Source organism: Paenibacillus sp. FSL K6-1096 (genome assembly GCF_037977055.1).
GTDB lineage: Bacteria > Bacillota > Bacilli > Paenibacillales > Paenibacillaceae > Paenibacillus_AQ.
This window is the reverse complement of record NZ_CP150274.1, coordinates 2,991,030-3,015,069: the sequence shown is the minus strand read 5'-3', so window position 1 is coordinate 3,015,069 and position 24,040 is coordinate 2,991,030. Positions and strand designations below refer to the sequence as shown.

16 protein-coding genes are annotated in these 24,040 nt (G+C 48.4%); 11 read left to right on the top strand and 5 right to left on the bottom strand.

What is annotated here, in order from left to right; genetic code table 11:
- On the top strand, positions 1–2,877 hold the full coding sequence (gene uvrA / locus MHI24_RS13435; RefSeq protein WP_340026081.1) for an excinuclease ABC subunit UvrA: 2,877 nt from the start codon (positions 1–3) through the stop codon (positions 2,875–2,877).
- A 413-nt stretch (positions 2,878–3,290) separates the two neighbouring features.
- Here uvrA and MHI24_RS13430 read toward each other — a convergent pair whose 3' ends face one another.
- Positions 3,291–3,530, bottom strand: coding sequence for a DUF3977 family protein (locus MHI24_RS13430; RefSeq protein ID WP_340026080.1), 240 nt, complete (start codon positions 3,528–3,530; stop codon positions 3,291–3,293).
- A gap of 125 nt (positions 3,531–3,655) precedes the next feature.
- Between MHI24_RS13430 and gmd the strand changes: the two genes are divergently transcribed.
- The 4 genes from gmd (at position 3,656) to MHI24_RS13410 (ending at position 8,277) form a co-directional block, all read left to right on the top strand.
- Entirely contained in the window at positions 3,656–4,645 is a 990-nt protein-coding gene (gmd, locus tag MHI24_RS13425; protein ID WP_340026079.1) for a GDP-mannose 4,6-dehydratase, read from the top strand.
- Positions 4,646–4,944: 299 nt separating this feature from the next.
- Entirely contained in the window at positions 4,945–5,154 is a 210-nt protein-coding gene (locus MHI24_RS13420; protein WP_340026078.1) for a hypothetical protein, read from the top strand.
- Positions 5,155–5,273: 119 nt separating this feature from the next.
- Positions 5,274–6,350 carry a trypsin-like peptidase domain-containing protein gene (locus tag MHI24_RS13415; protein ID WP_340026077.1) on the top strand — a complete coding sequence of 359 codons (1,077 nt, stop codon included), beginning with the start codon at positions 5,274–5,276 and terminating at the stop codon, positions 6,348–6,350.
- 55 nt (positions 6,351–6,405) lie between these two features.
- Entirely contained in the window at positions 6,406–8,277 is a 1,872-nt protein-coding gene (locus tag MHI24_RS13410) for a copper amine oxidase N-terminal domain-containing protein (RefSeq protein ID WP_340026076.1), read from the top strand.
- Positions 8,278–8,350: 73 nt separating this feature from the next.
- On the opposite strand, the gene rfbC is transcribed toward MHI24_RS13410, so the two are convergent.
- Together rfbC and rfbA are read right to left on the bottom strand one after the other, a co-directional pair.
- Positions 8,351–8,905, bottom strand: a complete 555-nt coding sequence (gene rfbC, locus MHI24_RS13405) for a dTDP-4-dehydrorhamnose 3,5-epimerase (protein ID WP_340026075.1) — start codon at positions 8,903–8,905, stop codon at positions 8,351–8,353.
- A gap of 21 nt (positions 8,906–8,926) precedes the next feature.
- The gene (gene rfbA, locus MHI24_RS13400) at positions 8,927–9,805 is read right to left on the bottom strand and encodes a glucose-1-phosphate thymidylyltransferase RfbA (RefSeq protein WP_340026074.1); all 879 of its coding nucleotides are present in this window, start codon (positions 9,803–9,805) and stop codon (positions 8,927–8,929) included.
- 267 nt (positions 9,806–10,072) lie between these two features.
- Between rfbA and MHI24_RS13395 the strand changes: the two genes are divergently transcribed.
- A complete protein-coding gene (locus MHI24_RS13395) occupies positions 10,073–12,592 on the top strand; it encodes a DUF3656 domain-containing protein (RefSeq protein ID WP_340026073.1) in 2,520 nt (839 codons plus the stop codon).
- A gap of 118 nt (positions 12,593–12,710) precedes the next feature.
- On the opposite strand, the gene MHI24_RS13390 is transcribed toward MHI24_RS13395, so the two are convergent.
- Positions 12,711–13,544 carry a hypothetical protein gene (locus MHI24_RS13390; RefSeq protein ID WP_340026072.1) on the bottom strand — a complete coding sequence of 278 codons (834 nt, stop codon included), beginning with the start codon at positions 13,542–13,544 and terminating at the stop codon, positions 12,711–12,713.
- A gap of 188 nt (positions 13,545–13,732) precedes the next feature.
- Here MHI24_RS13390 and galU point away from each other — a divergent pair, with 188 nt between their 5' ends.
- Positions 13,733–14,620, top strand: coding sequence for a UTP--glucose-1-phosphate uridylyltransferase GalU (gene galU / locus MHI24_RS13385; protein ID WP_340026071.1), 888 nt, complete (start codon positions 13,733–13,735; stop codon positions 14,618–14,620).
- A 67-nt stretch (positions 14,621–14,687) separates the two neighbouring features.
- On the opposite strand, the gene MHI24_RS13380 is transcribed toward galU, so the two are convergent.
- On the bottom strand, positions 14,688–17,147 hold the full coding sequence (locus MHI24_RS13380; protein ID WP_340026069.1) for an O-antigen ligase family protein: 2,460 nt from the start codon (positions 17,145–17,147) through the stop codon (positions 14,688–14,690).
- Positions 17,148–17,191: 44 nt separating this feature from the next.
- On the opposite strand from MHI24_RS13380, the gene MHI24_RS13375 reads away from it, so the two are divergent.
- From MHI24_RS13375 to MHI24_RS13360, 4 genes are read left to right on the top strand one after another with little or no spacing between them, the layout of a single operon-like run.
- On the top strand, positions 17,192–18,022 hold the full coding sequence (locus tag MHI24_RS13375; RefSeq protein ID WP_340026068.1) for an ABC transporter permease: 831 nt from the start codon (positions 17,192–17,194) through the stop codon (positions 18,020–18,022).
- A 12-nt stretch (positions 18,023–18,034) separates the two neighbouring features.
- Positions 18,035–19,333 (top strand): ABC transporter ATP-binding protein, encoded by a 1,299-nt coding sequence (locus tag MHI24_RS13370; protein ID WP_340026067.1) that lies wholly within the window; start codon positions 18,035–18,037, stop codon positions 19,331–19,333.
- Positions 19,334–19,335: 2 nt separating this feature from the next.
- A complete protein-coding gene (locus MHI24_RS13365) occupies positions 19,336–22,686 on the top strand; it encodes a glycosyltransferase (protein WP_340026066.1) in 3,351 nt (1,116 codons plus the stop codon).
- On the top strand, positions 22,683–24,032 hold the full coding sequence (locus MHI24_RS13360) for a mannose-1-phosphate guanylyltransferase/mannose-6-phosphate isomerase (RefSeq protein WP_340026065.1): 1,350 nt from the start codon (positions 22,683–22,685) through the stop codon (positions 24,030–24,032). Before MHI24_RS13365 ends, MHI24_RS13360 begins: the two co-directional genes overlap by 4 nt.
- Positions 24,033–24,040: the final 8 nt, after the last annotated feature.

Sequence of the window (24,040 nt, the reverse complement as noted above, 5' to 3'; positions counted from 1 at the left end):
TTGGCTAACGAAAGCATAATCATTAAGGGCGCGAGGGCCCATAACCTCAAGAACATCGATGTCACGATTCCGCGTGACCGCTTCGTCGTGCTGACAGGGCTGAGCGGATCAGGCAAATCCTCGCTGGCCTTCGATACGATCTACGCCGAGGGCCAGCGCCGCTATGTCGAGTCGCTGTCGGCCTATGCCCGCCAGTTCCTGGGCCAGATGGAGAAGCCGGATGTCGATTCTATTGACGGACTGTCTCCCGCCATCTCCATTGACCAGAAGACCACCAGCCGCAACCCGCGTTCGACCGTAGGAACGGTTACCGAAATCTATGACTATTTACGTCTGCTGTTCGCCCGGGTGGGCCACCCCCATTGCCCGGATCACGGGATTGAGATTACCTCGCAGACCGTAGAGCAGATGGTCGACCGGATTATGCAGTACCCCGAGAAGACCCGGCTGCAGATTCTGGCCCCGGTTATCTCCGGCCGTAAGGGTGAGCATAAGGGCTTGTTCTCGGATATCTCGAAGCAAGGCTTCGTCCGTGTCCGGGTAGACGGTGAACTGCGCGAGGTTACCGAAGACATCGTACTGGAGAAGAACAAGAAGCATACGATCGAGGTTGTCGTAGACCGGATTGTAATCAAGGACGATATTGAGACCCGTCTGACTGATTCCCTGGAGACTGCGCTGAAGCTGTCAGGCGGCCAGATTCTGGTCGATGTGATGGGCCAGGAGGAGCTGCTGTTCAGCGCAAGCTTCGCCTGCCCGGTCTGCGGCTTCAGTATCGAAGAGCTTGCGCCGCGCATGTTCTCCTTCAACAGCCCGTTCGGGGCCTGCCCGGAATGTGACGGGCTCGGGGTGAATATGGTGGTCGATCCGGATCTGCTGATCCCGGATATGGAGAAGTCCATCGAGGATGGGGCTTTCTTGGCCTGGACAGGCAGTACCTCGAACTACTATCCGCAATTCCTGAAATCTGTCTGCGAGCACTTTGGAATCCCGCAGAATGTGCCGGTCAGCAGCCTGACCCAGGAGCAGATGAACAAGCTGCTGTACGGAACAGGCAGCGAGAAGATCCGGTTCCGGTACGAGAATGACTTTGGGCAACGCAAGGACGCGCTTGTGGCCTTTGAGGGGATCATTCCGAACCTGGAGCGCCGTTACCGTGATACGGCCTCCGAGGGCATCCGTGAGTTCATCGAAGGCTTCATGAGCGCCAAGCCCTGCCACTCTTGCAAGGGCAAGCGCCTCAAGAAGGAGATTCTGGCGGTAACGATCAACGAGCGGAATATTGCCGATGTGACCGACTTCTCGATTGGGGATTGCCTCCAGTTCTTCGGCAATCTTGCCTTGAGCGAGAAGGAGACGGCAATTGCTCATCTGATCCTCAAGGAGATTAGCAGCCGGCTCGGCTTCCTGGTGAACGTGGGGTTGAACTATCTGACGCTTAGCCGCGCAGCTGGCTCTTTGTCCGGCGGCGAGGCCCAACGGATCAGGCTGGCGACCCAGATCGGCTCCAGTCTGATGGGCGTCCTCTATATTCTGGACGAGCCGAGCATCGGGCTGCACCAGCGCGATAATGACCGGCTGATCTCAACACTGGCCCATATGCGCGATCTTGGCAATACGCTTATCGTCGTAGAGCATGATGAGGACACGATGATGGCAGCCGACTACATCATTGATATCGGGCCGGGTGCCGGCAAGCATGGCGGCGAGGTCATTGCCCAAGGGACACCGGAGGAGATCATGAAGGACCCGGCCTCGCTGACTGGCGAGTATCTAAGCGGGCGGAAGTTCATCCCGGTCACCGCCAAGCGGCGGCCTACCGACAGTGAACGCTGGATCGAGATCCGCGGTGCTAAAGAGAACAACCTGAAGAACGTGAACGTCAAGATTCCGCTCGGTGTCTTTACAGCAGTAACGGGTGTCTCCGGCTCCGGCAAATCTTCGCTAATTAACGAGATTCTCTACAAGAGCCTGGCCCGCCAGCTCAACAAGGCGGTTAAGGTCCGTCCCGGCCTGCACAAGGAGATCCGCGGCCTGGAGAATCTGGACAAGGTCATCGAGATTGACCAGTCCCCGATCGGGCGCACTCCGCGCTCGAATCCGGCTACGTATACCGGGGTATTCGATGATATCCGCGATCTGTTCTCCAAGACCAATGAGGCCAAGGTGCGCGGCTTCCAGAAGGGCCGCTTCAGCTTCAATGTGAAGGGCGGCCGCTGTGAGGCCTGCCGCGGGGACGGTATTATCAAGATTGAGATGCACTTCCTGCCGGATGTGTATGTGCCTTGTGAAGTCTGCAAGGGCAAGCGCTATAACCGCGAGACGCTGGAAGTGAAATACAAGGGCAAGAATATCTCCGATGTCCTGGAGATGACGGTTGAGGATGCGACGGAATTCTTCAAGAACATCCCGCGCATCCACCGCAAAATGCAGACCCTGCTTGATGTAGGCCTCGGCTACATCAACATCGGACAGCCAGGAACCACCCTGTCCGGCGGTGAAGCGCAGCGCGTGAAGCTGGCTTCCGAGCTGTACCGCCGCAGCACGGGCAAGACCTTGTACATCCTGGACGAGCCGACCACCGGTCTGCATGTGGACGACATCGGCCGGCTGCTGGAGGTGCTGCACCGTCTGGTCGATTCCGGCGAATCCGTCCTGGTCATTGAGCATAACCTCGATGTCATCAAGACGGCGGACTACATCATTGATATGGGCCCGGAAGGCGGCAGCGGCGGCGGCACCGTCCTGGCCACCGGAACCCCGGAGAAGCTGATCACCGTCGAGGAATCCTACACCGGCCGCTACCTGAAGCCGATCCTGCTCCGCGATACCGAACGCACCCAGGCGCTGGAGCTTCAGACCTCGGAGACCGTGTAGACAAAGTGAAAGAAGTATACCCCCATGCCCGTCCGGACGGAGCTTGGGGGTATTTTTGTTAAAGGAATTATGACTTTCGTCTGCAGTGGGCCAAATGTATGCGGAAAATCGAATACAATGGGAGGCCGCGAGGGCCGTGGGCCCAATGTATGCGAAAAATCGAATACATTACCCCAGGCAGGAGTGAGCAGGTTAAATGTATGCGGAAAACCGAATACATTACGCCAGGCGGGGGTGAATAGGCCAAATGTATGCGAAAAACCGAATACATTACCCCAGGCGGGTGTGAGCAGGCCAAATGTATGTGAAAAACCGAATACATTACGCCAGGCGGGGGTGAACAGGCCGGATGTATGCGGAGAATCGAATACAGTCGGAGGTCGCGAAGTTTCATAAGCTATAGAATAATCGTCCTACAGCTCACTGCGGATGCCTAGAATAATTTTGAATCTGCTGGCCGGTTTTAGCGTTTTCTTGAAGCCGTCCTGCGAATCCATAATCCACACTGTCTTTCTGAGCCAGACTCTTACATACAAGGAGCGGAATTTAACGGGGCATATCACTCCCTTTACCTCCACTTCTGTACCATTCGGCTGTTCAATTTCCGTCCGCACCAGCCATCTGTTTCCGATTCCGAATTCGATGTATTTCAAGCGGGGATCACCGTGCTTTCTAAATGATCATTTGTTATGGAACAAGGAAGCGCTTAGACATATTATGCAGGCACTGCTAATAGGTATGAGTAAGACCAAATACCATTGCAAAAGGGGATCGTAAAATGACAAAGCGTGCATTAATTACGGGAATTACAGGACAAGATGGATCATATTTGGCAGAGCTTTTATTGTCTAAAGGATATAAAGTATTTGGTTTGCGCCGCAGAACAAGTATACCAATTATGGATAACATCGCGCATCTAAGGGATGAAATAGAGTTTATTGAAGGGGATTTACTGGATTTGGGGTCACTAATGAGAGCAGTGAGTATCTCAGATCCGGATGAAGTCTATAACTTGGCCGCCCAGTCTTTCGTAGCAACCTCATGGGTTCAACCCGTTGCAACTGCACAGGCTACTGGAATGGGTGTTACCAATTTGCTCGAGGCGGTGCGTTTGACTAAACCGGAAGCGAGATTTTATCAAGCCTCAAGCAGTGAGATGTTCGGTAAAGTAGTAGAAACTCCGCAGAAAGAAACGACCCCTTTTTATCCACGAAGTCCATATGGTGTTGCTAAAGTTTATGGACACTGGATTACTGTTAACTATAGAGAGAGCTATAACATGTTTGCTTGCTCAGGGATCTTGTTCAACCATGAATCGCCACGCCGTGGCATTGAATTTGTAACCCGCAAAGTATCTGATGCTGTGGCGAGGATTAAGCTGGGCCTGCAAACGGAGCTCCGGATGGGGAATCTGGATGCGAAAAGAGACTGGGGCTTCGCAGGCGATTATGTAAAAGCAATGTGGCTGATGCTTCAGCAGGATACAGCGGATGATTTCGTCATCTCTACGGCAGAGACGCATTCGATTGAAGAGCTTGTAGATATCGCATTTAGTCATGTAGGATTGAACTGGAAGGATTATGTTGTAGTTGATCAGCAGTTTGTTAGGCCGGCAGAAGTGGATCTGCTATTAGGTGATTGCACCAAGGCCACGGAGAAGCTTGGCTGGAAACGTGAGGTTGATTTCGAACAACTGGTCAAGATGATGGTGGATAGTGATTTGGCGCTTATCAAGGAAAATTCACTGAAAGATGTTAAAGTGTTATAGGCGGAGAAGGACGTCCACTAAGTCCACTAAATCCATATAGGCATAACTGGAGCATGTCCGCAGTAAGCTTCAATAAGCAGGTTTAGTGTTGATCCGGCTCCTTGACAACTGTACAAAACAGTGGACGTCAATGATAAATATCTCTAAGGAAAGCCTGTTTTAAGCGTCAAGAAAACTTTTTTGTGACAAATGGCCCGTTTTTCGAACATTTCTATTGCGTGACGGAAATGGTAACGATAACATAGAAGGTGATATGGAGTAGAGGACCTGCTCGACAACACTTTCTGGGAGGGATGGCCATGCTGCTTGCAGAAGCTGCCGCGTCAGAACCGTCTAAATTTCATACCTTCGATGTGTTTATGATTCTATTCACGATCCTGATCCTGGTCGGCGTGGTCCGGCTGCTGAGAGCGCCGCAGAAGAACAAATTTGCGATTGGCTTCGGAGTGGTAAGCCTGCTGGTTTTTGTAGTCTCCGATTATGCAATGATTATGAACTGGTTCAGCTAAGCAAGACACACAACCTCAGATGCAAGCTCATCTTAAAGACACCTTTACCCGCCGCTGGCGATCCTAAAGGCGTCTTTTTTTGAAGATTATGTGCAGGAAGAAGGGGAAGGGCGATGGAGATGAGGAGAAAAGGAGCTGCCCGGGCCAGAATTATGCTGCTGTGTATGCTAATGTTGTTAGGGTCAGGAGGTGCAAGTACGTCAGGTGTGGTGCAGGCAGCGGCTGCCAAAGTGACTACGGACCCGGTTCCGCAGATTATCCGCACAGTCTCGCCGTCCGTGGTCGGCATTATCGGCAAAGCGGGCGGAGCAGCAGATGGGCCGGATGACCGCTACAATCTGACGCATGGCTCCGGTATTATCGTCAGAGCGGACGGGTGGATTATGACCAATGCCCATGTGATGGCCGGGCTCACAAATGCGGTCGTGGTCACCTCGGACGGGACAAGCTATAACATCACGGATACATACATGGATGAGTTCAGCGATCTTGCGCTGGTCCGCATCAAAGCCAAATCGCTGAAGCCCGTAACCTTCGCGCGCAGCGCAGCGGATCTTCAGGTGGGGGAGAAGGTGATCGCGATTGGGACGCCGATTTCTTTTTCGCTAAGGAATTCAGCGACAGTGGGGGTAATCAGCGGTCTCAACCGTTCGGTGGAGGCGGCGTACCGGCTGATCCAGAGTGACACGGCGATCAATCCCGGCAACAGCGGCGGGCCGCTGGTCAGCATGAAGGGTGAGGTGCTGGGAATCAATAGTCTGAAGTTCGCTGCGGTGGGCGTGGAGAATATGGGCTTCTCGATACCCGCAGAGACGGTGAAGTACATTATGAACCAGTTGCTTGCGTACGGAGAGGTCCGGCGCCCGAGTCTCGGAGTAGAGCTGGAGGAGAGCTGGCCCGCGATTGTCGGGCTGCCTGGGCAGGAGCCACTGACCGTTACCAAGGTACTTACCGCAGGGGCGAAAAAGGCAGGGATAGCTGCGGGAGATGCGCTGTATGCCATAGACGGACACAGAGTCACTGCGCTAGTGGATGTAAATGAGCTATTCAAGCGGTACAAGCCCGGGGCGGTAGTCAAGCTGCTTATGCAAAGTGACGGCGATATTGTGGTCAGAAGCCTGGTCCTCGGCCAGGGCGATCCTCTGATTAGTGCTGCGGGAACGGAGGGGGATACAGATGACCAGACGAAAGAATAAGGGCACAGTATTGGCGGGGTTGAGACCCTTGCGGCGGTGTGGAGTCTTTATCTTTTTGGCTATATTGCTGCTGTTGACCCTGCTTCCGGTGGGAAGTGCCTATGCGGCAGAACAGGCTCTGCTGGAGCTGAAGATACAGGTTGGCAGCACGACAGCGGTGATCAACGGGAAGCCGGTGGTCATTCCGAAGCCTTTTACAGAGAATGGGACAGTGATGGTACCACTGGGGATTTTCAAAAAAGCCTTCGGCAGCACCGTCTCCCTGGAAGCCAGTGATGTTGTTAAAATTAACTATGGTCCGCATACGGGAGCGATGACAATCGGCAGCACGACAGCCTGGAAGGATGGCGTCAAAATCAAGCTCGCTGCGCCTCCGCGCATGGTATCCGGCGTGCTGATGGTGCCGCTGCGGTTTGTGTCCGGGGTACTGGGTGCGCGGATTATGCCGGAGTCAGGCGGCGGACTGCGGGTAACGCTGGCACCTTCGGTGACGGAGACAAGTGCAGCCGGGCAGGGCGGCATCGACAGTGATGCGGGCAAAACCCGGATCGGCAACAGTTATCTCCAGTGGAGCATGAACTATCCCGCCGGGCTGGTGGCCGGAGACAACGGCGGGGATGAGAGTGTGGCTACTTTTACGAGTGCAGAGAAAGGGTATTATCTGGAGGTCCACGCTTCACCGTTTGCAACTCCGCTAGATGCTGAGGGGCTGCTGGAGCATCTGGTCCGCTCTTCGGAGGAAGGCGGGGAGACGGTGCTGGACCGGGAGGCTGTGCCGGGAGCCAAGACTCCTTACGCCCGGATTGTCAGCAAGGATTCGAGCGGGGCGCTGTGGGAGGGCAGGCAGTATTTTGCGGACGGCAGGTTGTATGAGGTCTATCTGACGGATGATAATGCGGCGAACTATAAGGATCTGGCAAAATATGCAGCGCTGCTGAACTCCTTTCAGCCTGTTTTTGACACGGGGGACCGCAGTCTCCGCGACCTCACTTCCGTTCGTGGCGGGCTGCGCGATGGCTACAATGACGACTACGGCATTGCCCTGAAGGTCCCTGCGGCCTGGAGTGCAGATGATCAGCAGCTCTATTATACGGACAAACAGGGGAGTTATCTGCGTGCTAAAGTAACCTCAGCCCCTCGGGGCTCCACGCTGGCAAGCTGGAACCAGGAGCTGCAGTCGCTGCTGCGTGATACCTATGTGCCTGAGGCGTACAGTCTGAAGGATAGCAGAACGGATAAGGTCTCCGGGGAGCCGGCAGTCATTAACGAGATCGGACTGAACCCGGGGAACGGTTGGAGTACGGAATATCAGGTGCTGCTGCTGAAGAACGGATACCGCTATTATTTTGAATATGTTGCCGCGCCCGGAGAGACCGGTGTCCAGGCACAGTTCGCCGAGGTGTTGAAGTCGATTGATATTGATTTTGCCCAGACGAAAAATAACTTCGGACGCCTGGCGACGGAAGAATATTCTCTGCTGAACCAGAAGTCGGTTACGAGAACCTACAAGGCCTACGGCTACAGCATCGCTATCCCGCAGCTATGGACCGTCCAGCAGGAGCTTGCCGACGGCCAGAGCGCGGATTACCGCTTCACCGGCGGCCGCTTCCAGATCTCTTCCAGCCCGGACATTACGCCCGAGTACACAGTCAGCCAGGTGCAGAGCTATTACCTCAACACCAAGCAAGACCCTGCCCGTCCGCTGATCACAAGCAACCAAGAAACGACCTTCGCCGGTGTCCCGGCCACAGAGCTAACGGTGCAGCAGATCAAGAGCGGCATCTCTATGAATACCCGGATCATCGTATTCAGCAAAAACGAAGTGACCTACACGCTCACAGTTACCATGAATGCGGCCAATGCCACCCCTGCGCAGCAGGCGGTGCTGGAGCGGGTGCTGGGGTCGTTTGGATGGGTGGGGGAGTAGGATTCTCTACATGTAAAAACAACGTCCCAGGCTGCTGATCAGCCGGGACGTTGTTTGCTTTTCCAGTGGCAACTTAATATACGAAATTATGCCGGACATCCTTAAGCAGCGGCGCTTGTTCATCCTTGGCAGACAGTACAGGGACAACGTCGATCGGCCATTCAATGGCAATGTCGGGGTCATTCCACAGAATCCCGCCGTCACACTCAGGGGCGTACAGCTCATCACATTTGTATTGCACCTCGACATCCTCCGTAAGTGTCATGAAGCCGTGAGCGAACCCTTTAGGGATAAGCAACTGCTTTTTATTCTCGGCGTTCAGCTCGATGCCAAACCACTTGCCGTAAGAAGGACTGCCCTCACGAATATCGACAGCCACATCAAATATTGATCCGCGTGTGCAGCGTACAAGCTTGGTCTGTGCCTTGGGGTTTAGCTGGAAGTGCAGCCCGCGCAGAGTACCTTTTACCGCCGAATAGGATTGATTGTCCTGGACGAACTGGTAACGCAGGTTGTGTTCATGGAATTTAGCTTCGCTGTAGGTTTCCATGAACCAGCCGCGGTGATCCCCGAAGACTGCAGGTTCAACCACAAGAACATCTTCCAGATGGGTTTTGATAAACTTCATCGTATCCACTCTTTCTGTGATTTAGAATTGAATTTTACCTGTAGCAACCTTGATTAAGTATTGGCCGTATCCGGTCTTGCTCAGCTTATGTCCGCATTCCAGGAGATGTTCCTTAGTGATCCAGCCGTTGATATAAGCAATTTCTTCTGGTGCAGAGATCTTGATGCCCTGATGGTCTTCAATCGTTCTGACGAAGTTGGTGGCATCGACCAGACTCTGGTGGGTTCCGGTATCAAGCCAGGTGAACCCGCGTCCCAGCAGGGCAACATCCAGCTCGCCCAGCTTCAGATAGGCTTCGTTAATCGAAGTGATCTCAAGCTCGCCCCGGTGTGACGGCTTGACTTCCTTAGCCATGGAAACCACCCGGTTATCATAGAAATACAGGCCGGTAATCGCGTAATTGGATTTCGGCTGCTCCGGCTTCTCTTCGACGCTAAGCACCTTGCCGTTTCCGTCGAATTCAACCACGCCAAAACGTTCAGGATCAGGCACATGATAGCCGAACACGGTAGCTCCGCTTGTTTTGGCTGCCGCCTGCTTCAGAATCTTGGTCATGCCGTTGCCGTAATATATATTATCTCCAAGCACCATAGCTACGGAGTCTTCCCCGATGAATTCTTCCCCCAGAATAAAAGCTTGCGCCAACCCGTCCGGACTTGGCTGAACCATATACTGCAGCGAGATTCCAAACTGTGAACCGTTGCCGAGTAAATTTTCGAAACGTGGTGTGTCTTCAGCGGTAGAGATAATAAGAATCTCCTTAATGCCTGCCAGCATTAGTGTGGACAGAGGATAATAAATCATGGGCTTATCGTAGACCGGCAGCAGCTGCTTACTGGTCACCATTGTGAGAGGATATAACCGGGTGCCGCTTCCTCCCGCAAGAATTATGCCTTTCATACCTGTTTCAACTCTCCTTTTACAGCATATAAATTTTGGGAACCGTGAGATCTTTTGCGTATTTATTCTTGTCTATTCATATTCTACGCTGGTTATTCTACATTTGTCTATTAAACCAAAGGTATACGCTTATATTACGATGACCCGGAGCGGAAAACAAAATCCAAGTGTTTCTATTTTGCTGGCAGATGGCTATGATATTTGATACAATTGATAAGTTAAAGCGAAGACAAGCACCGCCGGTCAGGCGGTTTTAGGAGGATATAAATGAAAGAGCAACACATACGCAGAGAAGACGTGGAGCTGCTGGCTCCGGCGGGAGACTGGGACTGCATGCGTGCAGCGGTGGCGAACGGGGCGGATGCGGTCTTTTTTGGCGTGGAGAAGTTCAATGCACGGGCCAGAGCGAACAACTTCCGGATGGACGAGCTGCCGGAAATTATGGCTTTTCTGCACAGCTATGGCGTGAAGGGGTTCCTGACCTTTAATATACTGGTGTTTGAGAATGAATTGGCTGAGGCGAAGGAACTGATTGACGCCTGCGTGGATGCGGGAGTGGATGCCGTAATCGTGCAGGACCTGGGACTGGTGCAGTTGATCCGCGAGATCTCGCCGGACTTCCCGATTCACGGTTCGACGCAGATGACGATTACTTCGCCGGAAGCAGTGGAATTCACGAAGCCGTGGGGGCTGGAGCGTGTCGTTCTCGGCCGGGAAAATAATCTGAAGCAAATCCGCACGATTGGCGAGCAAGCCCGCCTGCCGATGGAGGTGTTCGTGCATGGTGCGCTGTGTGTCTCCTATTCGGGTCAGTGTCTGACCTCGGAAATGTGGGGCGGACGTTCGGCCAACCGTGGGGAGTGCGCGCAAGCCTGCCGTCTGCCGTATGATCTCATGATCGACGGCGAAGTGAAGCCGATGGGGGATGTGACCTATCTGCTGTCGCCGAAGGATCTGGCGGCCATTGACCTGATGCCGGAGCTGATCGAAGCGGGAGTGACCTCCTTCAAAATCGAAGGCCGTCTAAAAAGCCCTGAGTACGTAGCCAACGTAGTGAGTAAGTACCGGAAGTCGATTGATAAATATTTCGATGGCAACTGGACGCCAACCTCGAAGGAAGACCGGCGTGAGCTGCAGCAGAGCTTCTCGCGGGGCTTCACTCACGGGTTCCTGGAAGGCACGAATAATAAGAAGCTGGTCGACGGAACCTTCCCGAAAAGCCGCGGGGTCTACCTGGGCACCGTAGAGCAGATCCTGCGTGACGGCGTAGTCTGCCGTATTCATGCGCCGTTGAAGCGCGGGGACGGCATTGTGTTCGACGCCGGAGATCCGACGAAGAAGGAAGAGGGTGGCCGCGTCTACGACCTGCGCCGCAAGGGTGTCAAGCTGGAGGGCGAAGCCGGTGAAGGCTGGATTATCGACATCGTGCCGGGTCGCAGTGACGTGGACCTGCGCCGTCTGCATGTGGGCGACCGCATCTGGAAGACGAACGATCCTGCGCTCGACAAGGCGCTGCGCCAGTCGTATGAGACGGAGAAGCCGTACCGTGTGTTCCCGGTTCATGTGAGAGTACAGGGCTGCGCCGGCGAGAAGCTGACCACCTGGTGGACGGACGTTCAGAAGAACGTGACCGTCCGTGTAGACTCGGAGCTTGCGCTGGAGCCAGCGCTCAAGCGTCCGATGGATACCGCGCTGCTGGAAGAGCAATTCGGCCGCCTGGGCGGGACCCTGTTCCAGTTGGAAGCGCTGGAGTCGCATCTGCAAGGCGACGTGATTGTGCCCATGCGCGAGCTGAACAGCATCCGCCGTCAGGCGGTGGAGCTGCTTGCGGGCGAGCGCCCTAAGCCTCCCGTGTACGTGAAACGGGAGGTCGAGGTCTACGGCGGCGCCTCCCGCAGGGGCGCCGCAGCGGGCAGCGGTGAAGCGGAGCTCACCGCGCTGTGCCGCAGCCTGCCGCAGGTGCAGGCTGCGCTCGAAGCCGGCGTCACAAGCATCTACGCCGACTTCGAATTCATCAAGCAGTTCCCGGCGGCGGTAGACGCTGTACGGGCTGCAGGGGCCAGCATCGCGCTGGCCACACCGCGCATCCATATGCCGAACGAGAACGGCTACCACGCCAACATCCTGCGGCTGCAGCCGGATGCTGTGCTGGTGCGCAACACCGGTGCGCTGTATTATTACCTGCGTCACCGGCAGGAGCACCCGGAGGCTGCGCATCCCCGGCTGATCGGCGATTTCTCGCTGAATATCGCCAACCACCGGGCCGTGAACCTGTTCCTGGACGCCGGCCTCGACAAGGTGACACCGTCATATGACCTGAACATCCAGCAGATGGTCGATCTGCTCGGTCACAGTGACACCTCCCGGATGGAGGTGGTCATCCACCAGCATCTACCGATGTTCCATACGGAGCACTGCGTCTACTGTACCTTCATGAGTGAAGGGACAGATTACACGAACTGCGGCCGTCCATGCGAGGAGCAACGCGCCTCCCTGCAGGACCGCATCGGCATGTCCCATCCCGTCCGTGTGGATGAAGGCTGCCGCAATACGGTCTATAATGCCGTGGAGCAGTCCGGTGCTGAGTACCTGAATCATTTCCGCGAGCTGGGAGTATCCTCCTTCCGTGTAGAGTTCCTGGAGGAGACGCCGGAGCAGGTGGCGGAGGTCATCAGCCTCTACAGCCGTGCACTGCGCGGAGAGATCTCCGGCACCCAGGTCTGGAAAAGCCTGAAGGCCACCAACCAGCTAGGCGTTACGCGCGGGCAATTGGTGAATGCGAAGTAAGTGACACCCCATAAATAAAGGCCCGGGAGAAGCGGGAGCCGTCCGAACTGGATGGCTCTGGCTATTCTTCCGGGCCTATTTTTGTGTCTGGCTAAATCCCGCCAGCACCCGACCACTCTTACAACGGAAACAGCTCCGGCCAGATTTCCAGTTCTTTACCGCAGGCAGGACAGTTTACATGGCCGCAGAGATAGGGTAGCTGCTCTATGAGTTGACTGTTCTTGATCGCATGAGCTGCCTGCCACAAGCGGGCCAAGGGTCCGTCTTCTGGTCCAATACTGCTGAGCGCCGAAGGCTTAACCGCTTGGCCACCCTCCTTACCACTGAATACCGGATCGTCAGGGTAAGCAGTCATACCGGGTCGGTTCTCATTCGGCCAAATATACATCTCCTCATAGCAGCTTGGACATGCGGCGTTGTATTCATCACCTTCAGAATAGGTCAACAATATACCCGCAACCGCCCGATCGCCCCGGTAAGCGGCATCTGCGGCGAGGATGTAACGCTTCTCAAGGTCGTCTTTTTGTGCCGATTCCGCATAGCGGAAGATCTCCTCAGAGAGGTTGCCCAGATGCTCAACAGCAGTGAGATAGGCTGTATATATGTCTTGAACAAGCTCTTCAGCAAGCGGCGGGTTCTGATGGGCGAATTCAGGGGGCTGCTTTCCGCTCTGCACTGTCATCTGGTTCGCAACGAACATCCCGCAGGTTACGTAAATATCCAATTTTACTTCGGGATCATCCGACAGCCTGGCGAGTTCCGACAAATACGGCAATGCGGCATAGGTGCTGCTATAGATCGTGTCCTGATGGAACAGATGCTCCCAGTACAACTCATCCTTAACCTCTGTGGTATACTCGTTCTGTAACTGCTGTAATAAGCCGGGGACCGCTTCCGACGAGCCAAAAGGGCTGTGAAGCTGTTGCCAGACCGGACTGGATAAGTCTAACATGGATACCCTCCTCTTCGAATCATATACCTGTTATAATCCTGTTATATCAACGACCAATGGCACCGTCAACATGAACTGTCCGCCGGGAGTCTCCCGCCCCTGTTCGTCCCTCCCTTAGTATACTGCCCAATTGCAGCAGGAACTGTTATAATTGAGATTATGAGTATATCTGTTAAAGGAGATATGAGATGAAGATCCGTAAAGCGATTATTCCCGCTGCCGGTCTGGGGACCCGCTTCCTGCCAGCGACCAAGGCTATGCCTAAGGAAATGTTACCCATTGTAGACAAACCAACTATCCAATATATTGTGGAAGAAGCCGTTGCCTCCGGAATTGAGGACATTATCATTGTAACTGGTAAGGGCAAGCGCGCGATCGAAGACCATTTTGACAATTCATTCGAGTTGGAATTTAATCTGGCAGAGAAGCAGAAGTGGGAGTTGCTGGAGTCAGTACGCAAGTCCTCGGAGATGGCCGACATCCACTACATCCGGCAAAAAGAACCCCGCGGCCTCGGACATGCCATCTGGTGCGCCCGCAAGTTCATCGGTAATGAGCCCTTCGCCGTCCTGCTGGGGGATGACATTGTAGAGTCGAACAAGCCCTGCCTGAAGCAGATGATCGAAGTGTATGAGCAGTACAAATCGTCTATTGTCGGTGTTCAGCCTGTGCCATGGGAAGAAGTCTCCCGTTACGGGGTCGTGGACAGCACGGAAATGGCCGAACGTGTCTACAGAGCCAACCGGCTGGTGGAAAAGCCTAAGCGGGAAGATGCTCCCTCCAACCTGGCGATCCTGGGACGTTATATCCTGACTCCGCGTATCTTTGATATGCTAGGCGAGCAGCAGGTTGGCGTAGGTGGAGAAATTCAGCTTACCGACGCGATCTCCCGGCTTAGTGAAGTGGAGCGGATTATCGCGTATGATTTCGAAGGCAGACGTCATGACGTCGGCGAGAAGATGGGCTTCATCCAGACCACCATTCATTACGCGCTCCAGCATGAGGAGCTTAAGGAAGGGCTGCTGGAGTATTTGAAGGAAGTTATTGAGCAGGAGGAACGGCTGTTCACCAGATAGTATTCTTTTATAATTAAAAAGCGAGTTACTGTACTCAGACAGTAGCTCGCTTTTTTATACTTTACGATCAATACTGCGTATTCACAACAGCCTCAATTGCTGCTGCCTCTGCCGGATCAGCGGCAATCAGCTTGTCATACACTGGTTGATCCACAGCAGCCCCTTCTTTCTTCAAAGCTGCCAGATACCAGCGGGCAATTTCACGATTGGTCGTATCATTGTAATCATCAGTTAAGCCTAATTTGAGCGTCGCTGCAGCCGCATCATTTTGTCCCGACATCACCTGCAACTTGCCTGCATTAAGCGCAATGACAGGTGTAACCGAGAACGGGCGGCCCTGCATCTGCTCAGGCGGCAAGGTTTTCAGATGCTCAATGCCATCCACTACATGCTTATAAGCATCCAGTCCTGCGGTGAGATATTCCTGCTTCTTCGCCTCATCCTTTTGCTCATTAGCGGCAGCAGCAAGCGTCTGAGCACGGTTAATCAATGACTCATACCAGGTGATATCCCAGTTGAACTTGCCGGCATTATCACGATAAACAGCAAAGGCCTGATCAGGCTGGCCCTTCAAATCATAATAGGCGGCCAATTGGAACAAGAGATTTTTGTTATACGGCTCGGATTTAAGCGCGCGTGTCAGTACCTCTGACGCTTCTGCCAGATATTGCTCATCCTGAGTCTGCTTGAAGACCGTCATATCGAGCGTAGACAGGTAGGTAGCCGCCTCAGGGTGGTACGGGCGTGCATCCAACGCTTTAACCAGCGGAGTCTTGATCTCTTCATACGAAGTACTTACCGAGATCAGGTTTTTGCCTTTGAGTGCATCATTGCTGGACCCGATGTAATTGATCGATAGGAATAGCAGGAATACCGTACCAATGGTCAGAACCGCAAAATATCCAACCCGCAGTCCAGACTTATTCCAGCTCTGACGAAGCGCTTTGCTGTCCATAGCCGCTCCCATGCCTGCCAGGCCGATGAACACCAGAATGCCCATGAAGGCATAACTCATATTAAAGTCCAGCAGACTGTGAATCAGGATCGACAACGCAATAATATAGAAGAAGAATCCATTATGGAATTCATCCTTGTCACGCTTCAGGTAGGCGCGGATGTATTTGAAGAAAATATACCCGATAAAACCCATAAACACGATGAACCCGATAATGCCCACCTCAATCAGATACTGGAGGAAGAAGTTATGGACCTGACGGCTTACATAAGGGTTGTTCTGGTACTCTTCATATAAGGAAGCCCAACCGCCTCCGCCCGATCCGAGAATCGGATAGTCCTTCACTACCTTCATGGCATCTTTGTAGAAAGTAAAGCGTTCGAGTACACTGTGCTGCTTGAAGTTGATGTTCTCCAGCCGCGTCTCGATATTATCCGGTAAAATACTTTTCAAGCCTGTCCCGATCAGCAGGAAAGCAACGATAGCCACAGCGACAACTGAGCCGAGTGGAATCCACATTCCGGTGAATTTGCGGGTTTCCGAGCCGCCCAGCTTGTCCTGTAGCCATGGCGCCACAAACCGTTGAATTGCCCAACTCAGAGCAGCAACGACCGCAGAGGCCCCTAGCAGGTAGGCCCATGACTTAAGCGCAGCCGATGAGGTATACGCCGTATTCAGCTCTGTACCAAGTGTAGTCAATGGGTTGGTAACCAGCAGAGCCGCAAGGCCGGATATCGCCAGATGAATAATCCAAAGAATCTGCTGAGCAGGCTTCAGGAACAGCAGGAGCAGAATAAACACAACAGGCAGCATGACAAGTCCGCCACGGGACAGGGTCAGCAGCAGGGAGACGATGATCGGCACCAGCATGAAGCTATGCGTCAGTGTGCCGTACCACTTTTTGGAGCGGACCAGAGCAAACACAGCCACAAACAGGAAGGCCATCAGGAAGGCCGCATACGTATTGGCATACTGGAAAATGGAAGTCAGACGCAGACCGTTGGAGTCTGTCATGACCGCATCCAAGTATTTACCATTACGCACCGTGTTGGAGAACCAGCCGACCATTCCTCCGGCAAATTTCCAACTGCCAAGCCAGTTCAGCAGACCGAAACCGACAATGACATAAGCAATCGTCAGGATAGCGTTTTGAATGACAACATTTAGTTGCTTTTGCTGAAGCAAATATAACGCTATAATGAATACTGCGGCGTACATACTCTGAACAAACAGCAGATTCATCGCCATATATCGCGAAGCAGCGCCAATAAGCGACAATGCGTAGGTAGCAGGCAGCAGCAGCGAGGCTACAGCCAGCAGATCACGCTGTCCCTCCAGCTTGAACCTCGTGAAGTACAAGCCTACCCAGCCTAGCAGCAACAGGCTGCTGAATAGTGAAGACAGATAGATCGGCTTCTCGAAGTCAATCTGCTGCCCATTAAACAATCCCACTTGAAACGGGGCCCAGACCAAAAAAACAATGAATCCTATCGCTAACGCCCATATGTAACTGGATATCTTTTCAACATTTCTCGACTGAACCGCATTTTTACCGTATACTGGTTTCGACACGTTATGATCTCCTTTATCTGTAGGTACGAGGATATTTTAGCATAATGAGAACTTCTATTACTACTAAATATGAATTGGATAAGAGGGACGACATGATTGGTAACATTAAAAAAACTCATAAATTAATTCTTGATTTGTCAAAAAGTGATTTTAAGAAAAGGTATTTAGGATCTTATCTTGGAGTCATATGGGCTTTTATTCAACCGTTAATAACGTTGTTGTTATTTTGGTTTGTATTCCAAGTAGGTTTTCGCAACACTCCAATAGATGATGCTCCTTTTATTTTGTGGTTATCTTGTGCGATTATTCCTTGGAATTTCTTTGCGGATGCAGTTCAGACTTCTACAAACTCTGTGATCGAGAATAATTTTTTAGTGAAAAAAGTAGTTTTTAAGTTAGAAATTTTACCTGTAATTAAGATATATTCGTCTTTGTTTGTTCATTTATTCTTTATAGTTTTTTTATTAGCAATGTTTGCAGTATATGGCTATGACTTCTCATTATATTATTTACAGATTTTTTATTACTTATTTGCGACTATTCTGCTCGTATTAGGGATTTCTTGGATTACCAGTTCCATTGTACTGTTCTTTAAAGATATGGCTCAAATAGTTATAATGTTTGTGCAATTTGGTTTTTGGCTAACTCCTATTTTTTATTCGATTAATACCATCCCTGAACGTTATCGTTTTCTGCTGAAAATAAATCCAATGTACTACATCACGGATGGGTATCGAAGAATCTTTATATACCGTCAATGGTTCTGGCAAGATATGAAGCTTACTATATATTTCTGGATTGTTACTCTTGTTTTGCTATTTACAGGTTATTTTCTTTACCGTAAATTAAAGCCGCATTTTGCAGACGTAATTTAGGAGAGTATGACTATGGAAAATCAGAATGCTATAGAGGTCAAGAACCTCACTAAAGTGTATAAGCTATATAAGAATCAAACGGACCGTTTAAAAGAGACGCTTAGTTTTTCAAAAAAGAAATATCATCAGAATTTCAAAGCGTTGGATCAGATTTCATTCAATGTAAAGACTGGGGAATGTTTGGGGATTATTGGGAAAAACGGCTCCGGTAAATCTACCCTCTTGAAGATTTTAACAGGCGTTCTTACGCCAACAGAAGGTTCCGCTAAGGTGAACGGAAAGATTTCTGCATTATTAGAGCTGGGCGCAGGATTTAACCCAGACTTCACAGGTATGGAGAATATATATTTGAATGGTACGATTATGGGATATTCTCAACAGGAGATGGACGGGAAAATCGAAGAAATCCTTGGATTTGCAGATATTGGTGAGTTCATACATCAACCAGTTAAATCATATTCAAGTGGGATGTTTGTTAGGCTAGCTTTTGCGGTAGCAATTAATGTGGATCCCGATATTTTAATTATAGATGAAGCTTTAAGTGTTGGGGATTTAAGATTTCAACAAAAATGTTATCGCAAAATAGATGAGTTAAAAAAAACAAAAACAGTTTTGTTTGTTACTCATGATTTATCAGTGATTAATAAGTACTGCGATAGAGTGCTTTGGATTAATGAAGGGGTTTTACTTGAGGATGGAGACCCCAAAATGATCTCGAAAAAATACCAGGCATTCATGATCGGAGCCGATTTTAAAAAAGTGAATTTTAATAAACAAACTAATGATACTGACAATAATGAATCATATCAATTCGAAGAGGATATTGATTCTTTGAATGAAGAATTGGATGTAATGGGGGATGACAAGGCTTTAATTACAGGTGCTTCTTTGATAGACTTGTTAACTAATGAAAAGACGTCTGTGGTTGAAGGTGACCAAGAACTGAAGTTGCTCATTAAAATAGACGTTTATAAAGAATTAGAGAATCCAATTGTAGGGTTTACGATAAAGGATCGTCTGGGAAACATAATTAGCCAGACTAATAGTTATGTTCTTGGGAATGAAATGGAGAGTTTATCTTCTGGGAGAGGATATGTTTTTTGCTTTGATTTTCGCTTTCCAAAATTAAATCATGGTCAATATACCCTATCACCAGCAATTGCTTCTGGTACTCAAGAAGATCATCGTCAGCATAGCTGGGTGCATGATGCTTTAGTGCTTCAGGTTCTTCCTATTGGATATGAAGAACTAAGTGGTATTGTTCATTTAAGTGATGTGGAATTCTCATCTTTGAGCAGAAAGCAGGGATAAAGTTGGACTTTACCGGTGAACGTTTTATTCCGGGCGATACGGAAAAAGAATTGGAAATAGAACATATGCAACGTTATGAACTTCTTCAGGATTTTGTTAAAGGAAAACGTGTTTTAGATGCAGCATGCGGGGAAGGCTATGGATCCTTAATGCTGTCAAATACTGCGCAATTAGTACAGGGTATTGACATTAGTTCTGAATCTATCCTGAATGCACAAATGAATTATTGTAGAGAAAATTTGGGATTTGTTACTGGAAGTATAGATTCATTGCCGTTTGAGGATAACTCTTTTGATATTGTAGTATCTTTTGAAACTCTGGAACATGTAAATGAAGAAACACAGTTGCACTTTTTGCAGGAAGTAAGAAGAGTGTTGACATTTGATGGTACCTTAATTATCTCTACACCTAATAAGAAATTTTATTCGGATATAACTAATTATTCGAATCCTTTTCATGTAAAGGAATTGTATGAGGACGAATTCATCCATTTATTGAATAGTTTTTTTGAAAACATAAAAATTGCTTCTCAAAGATTTGAAGTGGTGAGTATAGTTGACTCACATAACAACGACAATAAACAATTCTATAGGGGGTTAAATAGTTCCTCGGTAGATGATATTCACCAAAAATATATGATAGCATTTTGTTCGAACATAGCTGAAAATTCAATGCCTATAGCATCAGTGGCAATATACCCGCAAAAATATAATGAGATTGTTTCAAGAATTTTAGTTTTACAGGATGAAGTGGAAGAACGAAATCGGCATATTTCAATTCTTGATCAAGAGCTGATTTTTTTACGGAAGGAATACAGTGCTTCTCAAAAATTGAACCAAAAGGGAGAACTGGCAGCAAATCAAATCAGCAGCCTAGAACAGGAAGTGAAACAACTCTCATCAAAGCTGCTCCTCAAAGGAAATGAAGTGAAGGAACTTTCCTCAAATTTACTTTTAAAACAGAATGAATTGAAAGAATCTGAACATAAGGTAAGTAGATTAGAATCTGATTTCGCAAAGCTCAATTCTAAATTGGAGTATTTGAGCATTGAATTAAACAATAAATTGGGTCATATTAACCTCCTTTTGCAACAGGAGAGAGAGCTTCAAAAAATCTATTCATCATCTGGATGGAAAATCTTAACTAAATATTATAAACTCAGAGATTTTATAATTCCTCAGGATAGTAAAAGAAGAGTAGTTTCTAAATTGGCTTTTAAAACTTTAAGACATCCAAAACTAATGTTTTCTCGACTTAATAAAAGTAACCTGAGGAAATTGAAATACTATATGGAAACTGAAGACAACTCTCGTTTAGAAGATCGCATTGATGTATTTGTTGATCGTCATTCGGAAATCGAACAGAAGGATTTGGAAGTTCAACTATATACCCCTGAGAGATATAATAAGTTGATATTTGATGTTATAGAAAATCCTCAAGTATCTATTATTATCCCAGTATACAATCAGTGGAATTATACGTACTCATGTCTTGCTTCTATATTGCAACATACTACGGACGTATCCTACGAAATAATTATTGCTGATGATATGTCTAATGATGAAACGGTTAATATTGCGGAATATGTTGAAAACATAACAGTAGTTAGAGATGGTGTGAACAGAGGTTTTCTTTTGAATTGTAATAATGCCGCCAAGCTCGCGCGTGGGAAATATATATTTTTCCTGAATAATGATACAAATGTACAAACGGAATGGCTTAGCTCGTTGGTTGAACTTGCTGAGTCTGATCAAGAGATAGGTATGGTTGGGTCCAAACTTGTTTATCCCGATGGAAGATTACAAGAAGCAGGCGGGATAATATGGAATGATGCAAGCGGTTGGAACTATGGGCGCTTAGATGATCCTGAAAAACCTGAATATAACTACGTTAAAGAAGTGGACTATATATCTGGAGCAGCAATTCTTGTGCGAAGCAGTATCTGGGGAGAATTGGGCGGTTTTGATGAGAGATATGAACCGGCATATTTTGAGGATTCAGATTTGGCATTTGAGGTTAGACGTCTGGGTTATAAGGTAGTGCTTCATCCTAAGTCAATAGTTGTTCACTTTGAGGGCATATCTCATGGTACTGATACAAATAGCGGAATAAAAAGCTATCAAGTCAAAAACAAGGAAAAGTTCCTTGAAAAGTGGTCTTCTGTGTTGAAAAGGGAACATTTCTCTAATGCGGAGCATGTTTTCTGGGCAAGGGATAGGAGTAAGGGGCGCAAAACAATTGTTGTAGTTGACCATTATGTTCCTCACTATGATAAAGATGCAGGTGGAAGATGCACTTCTTTCTATATCAAGCTTTTTGTATCTATGGGATTTCATGTTATTTTCATAGGAGATAATTATTTTAAACATGAACCCTATACGTCGGAGCTGCAGAATGCAGGGGTGGAAGTGCTTTATGGTGATTACTATGCGAAAAATATAAATAAATGGATAAAAAGTAACGGGGCATATATTGATTATGTATACTTAAATCGTCCTCATATCTCTGTTAAATATATTGATGTTTTCAGGAAAAATACATCCGCTAAAATTATCTACTTCGGACATGATTTACACTATGTTAGAGAAAAGAGAAATTATGAACTCACCAAAAATTCTAGTTTACTGAAGTCCTCTGAAGAATGGAAAAAAACGGAGTTTGGATTGTTTGATAATGCTGACGTGATACATGTAGTGGGAACTTATGAGCAAGAACTACTACAAAAAGAATTTCCAGGTAAACCAGTGCGGAATATACCGTTGTTTCCTTATGAGCATTCCTATGGACTTGGCAAAGAGATTTTAGGATTTGAGGACAGAAAAAATTTACTGTTTGTAGGTGGTTTTAATCACACTCCAAACTATGATGGAATAACATGGTTCCTTGACGAGGTTTTCAATCTTATTAAGCGGCAAATTTCAGATATTAAACTATACGTAGTTGGATCCAATCCGCCTGAAGACTTAAAGGCTAGAGCAACAGATGATATTATTGTTACTGGCTTCGTGACTGATGAGGAACTAGAAGAGTTTTATAACATCTCTAGGCTGGTGGTTGTTCCATTACGTTATGGTGCTGGAGTAAAGGGGAAAGTGGTAGAAGCATTATATTACCAAGTTCCTGTAGTCACTACTTCAATTGGTGCGGAAGGTCTGGAGCATGCAGGAAGTGCTATGGTGATAGAAGATAATTCTGATGATTTTGCGAAGGCTGTCACTAAACTCTATCAAGATCAAGAAGAATGGGAAACATACTCTAAGGTCTCAGAAACATATATTAATCAATATTTCTCAGTGAAAACTGCTCAGAATATAATCTCGTATGACTTTTCTAACCAGGAGAATATGAAATGATAAATGTGGTTTTGTGTGGAGGAAATGGAACCCGTCTATGGCCCTTGTCAAGAACGCTATATCCTAAGCAATTCAATAAACTAATTTCAAACCAGTCCTTATTTCAAATGACGGCATTGAGAAATCAGGAGATTTGTGACCGGATATTCATAGTTTCTAATGAAGAACAGTATTTCTTAGCGCTCGATCATCTTGAAGAACTTAATATTACAACCGATCAGTTTCTCTTAGAACCTGTAGGTAGAAATACTGCACCGGCGATTGCATTAGCTTGTCTTGCAGTTGATGAAAGCGAGTTGCTTTTGGTTACTCCTTCTGATCATATTGTTAAAGATTTAGCTCAATATAATGCTTGTATAAAAGATGCTAAACAGTTGGCTGAACAAGATCATCTAGTCACCTTTGGCATAACACCAAGCTATCCTGAAACTGGTTTTGGCTATATTGAATCTCGAGGATTTGATGTGATTTCATTTAAAGAAAAACCAGACAAGAAATTAGCTGAATACTATCTCGACCAAGGCAACTATTTTTGGAACAGTGGAATGTTTCTATTTAAAGCAGGTGTTTTTCTACGCGAGTTGCAGCTATATGCTCCAGAGATCTATGACCTATCTTTAGAAGCCTTTGGACGTTCTAAGAAAAGTGAAGGGATTATCAGAATAGGGCGAGATGACATGCTGGCTATCCCTTCAGACAGTATAGATTTCGCTCTTATGGAAAAAAGTAATAATGTTAAAATGATTCCTTCAGATATTGGCTGGTCGGATATGGGAAGTTTTGAAGCTTTGTATGCTGAACTTCCTCAGGATATCAACAAGAATACTGAGAATGAACAACATATAGCTGTAGACTCGACCCGAAATCTAATTATATCTGATGAGCGTCTAATTGCTACTATTGATATTGAGGATTTAATAATTGTTGATACTCCAGACGCCTTGTTAATATCTAAACATGGTTCTGCCCAAAAAGTGAAGACTGTAGTTGAAGAACTTAAGTTGCGTAAATCAGATCTCTGCGATAATCATGTCACTGCCTATCGTCCATGGGGCAATCATACTGTTTTAGATTCAACTGAGAATTATAAAATTAAAAAGGTAATAATTAAACCTGGAAGAAAGTTAAGCACACAAAGACATTACCATCGGAATGAACACTGGATTGTTGTTAGGGGGACCGCATTAATATCAGTGAATGGGAATAAATCATTATTGAGAACGAACGAATCTACTTTCATTCGTATGGGCGATGAACATTCTGTTGAAAACCCAGGGAAGATTGATCTATGTTTAATCGAGGTTCAGGCTGGCGATTATGTTAAGGAAGATGATGTAATCCGTTGAAAACAAGG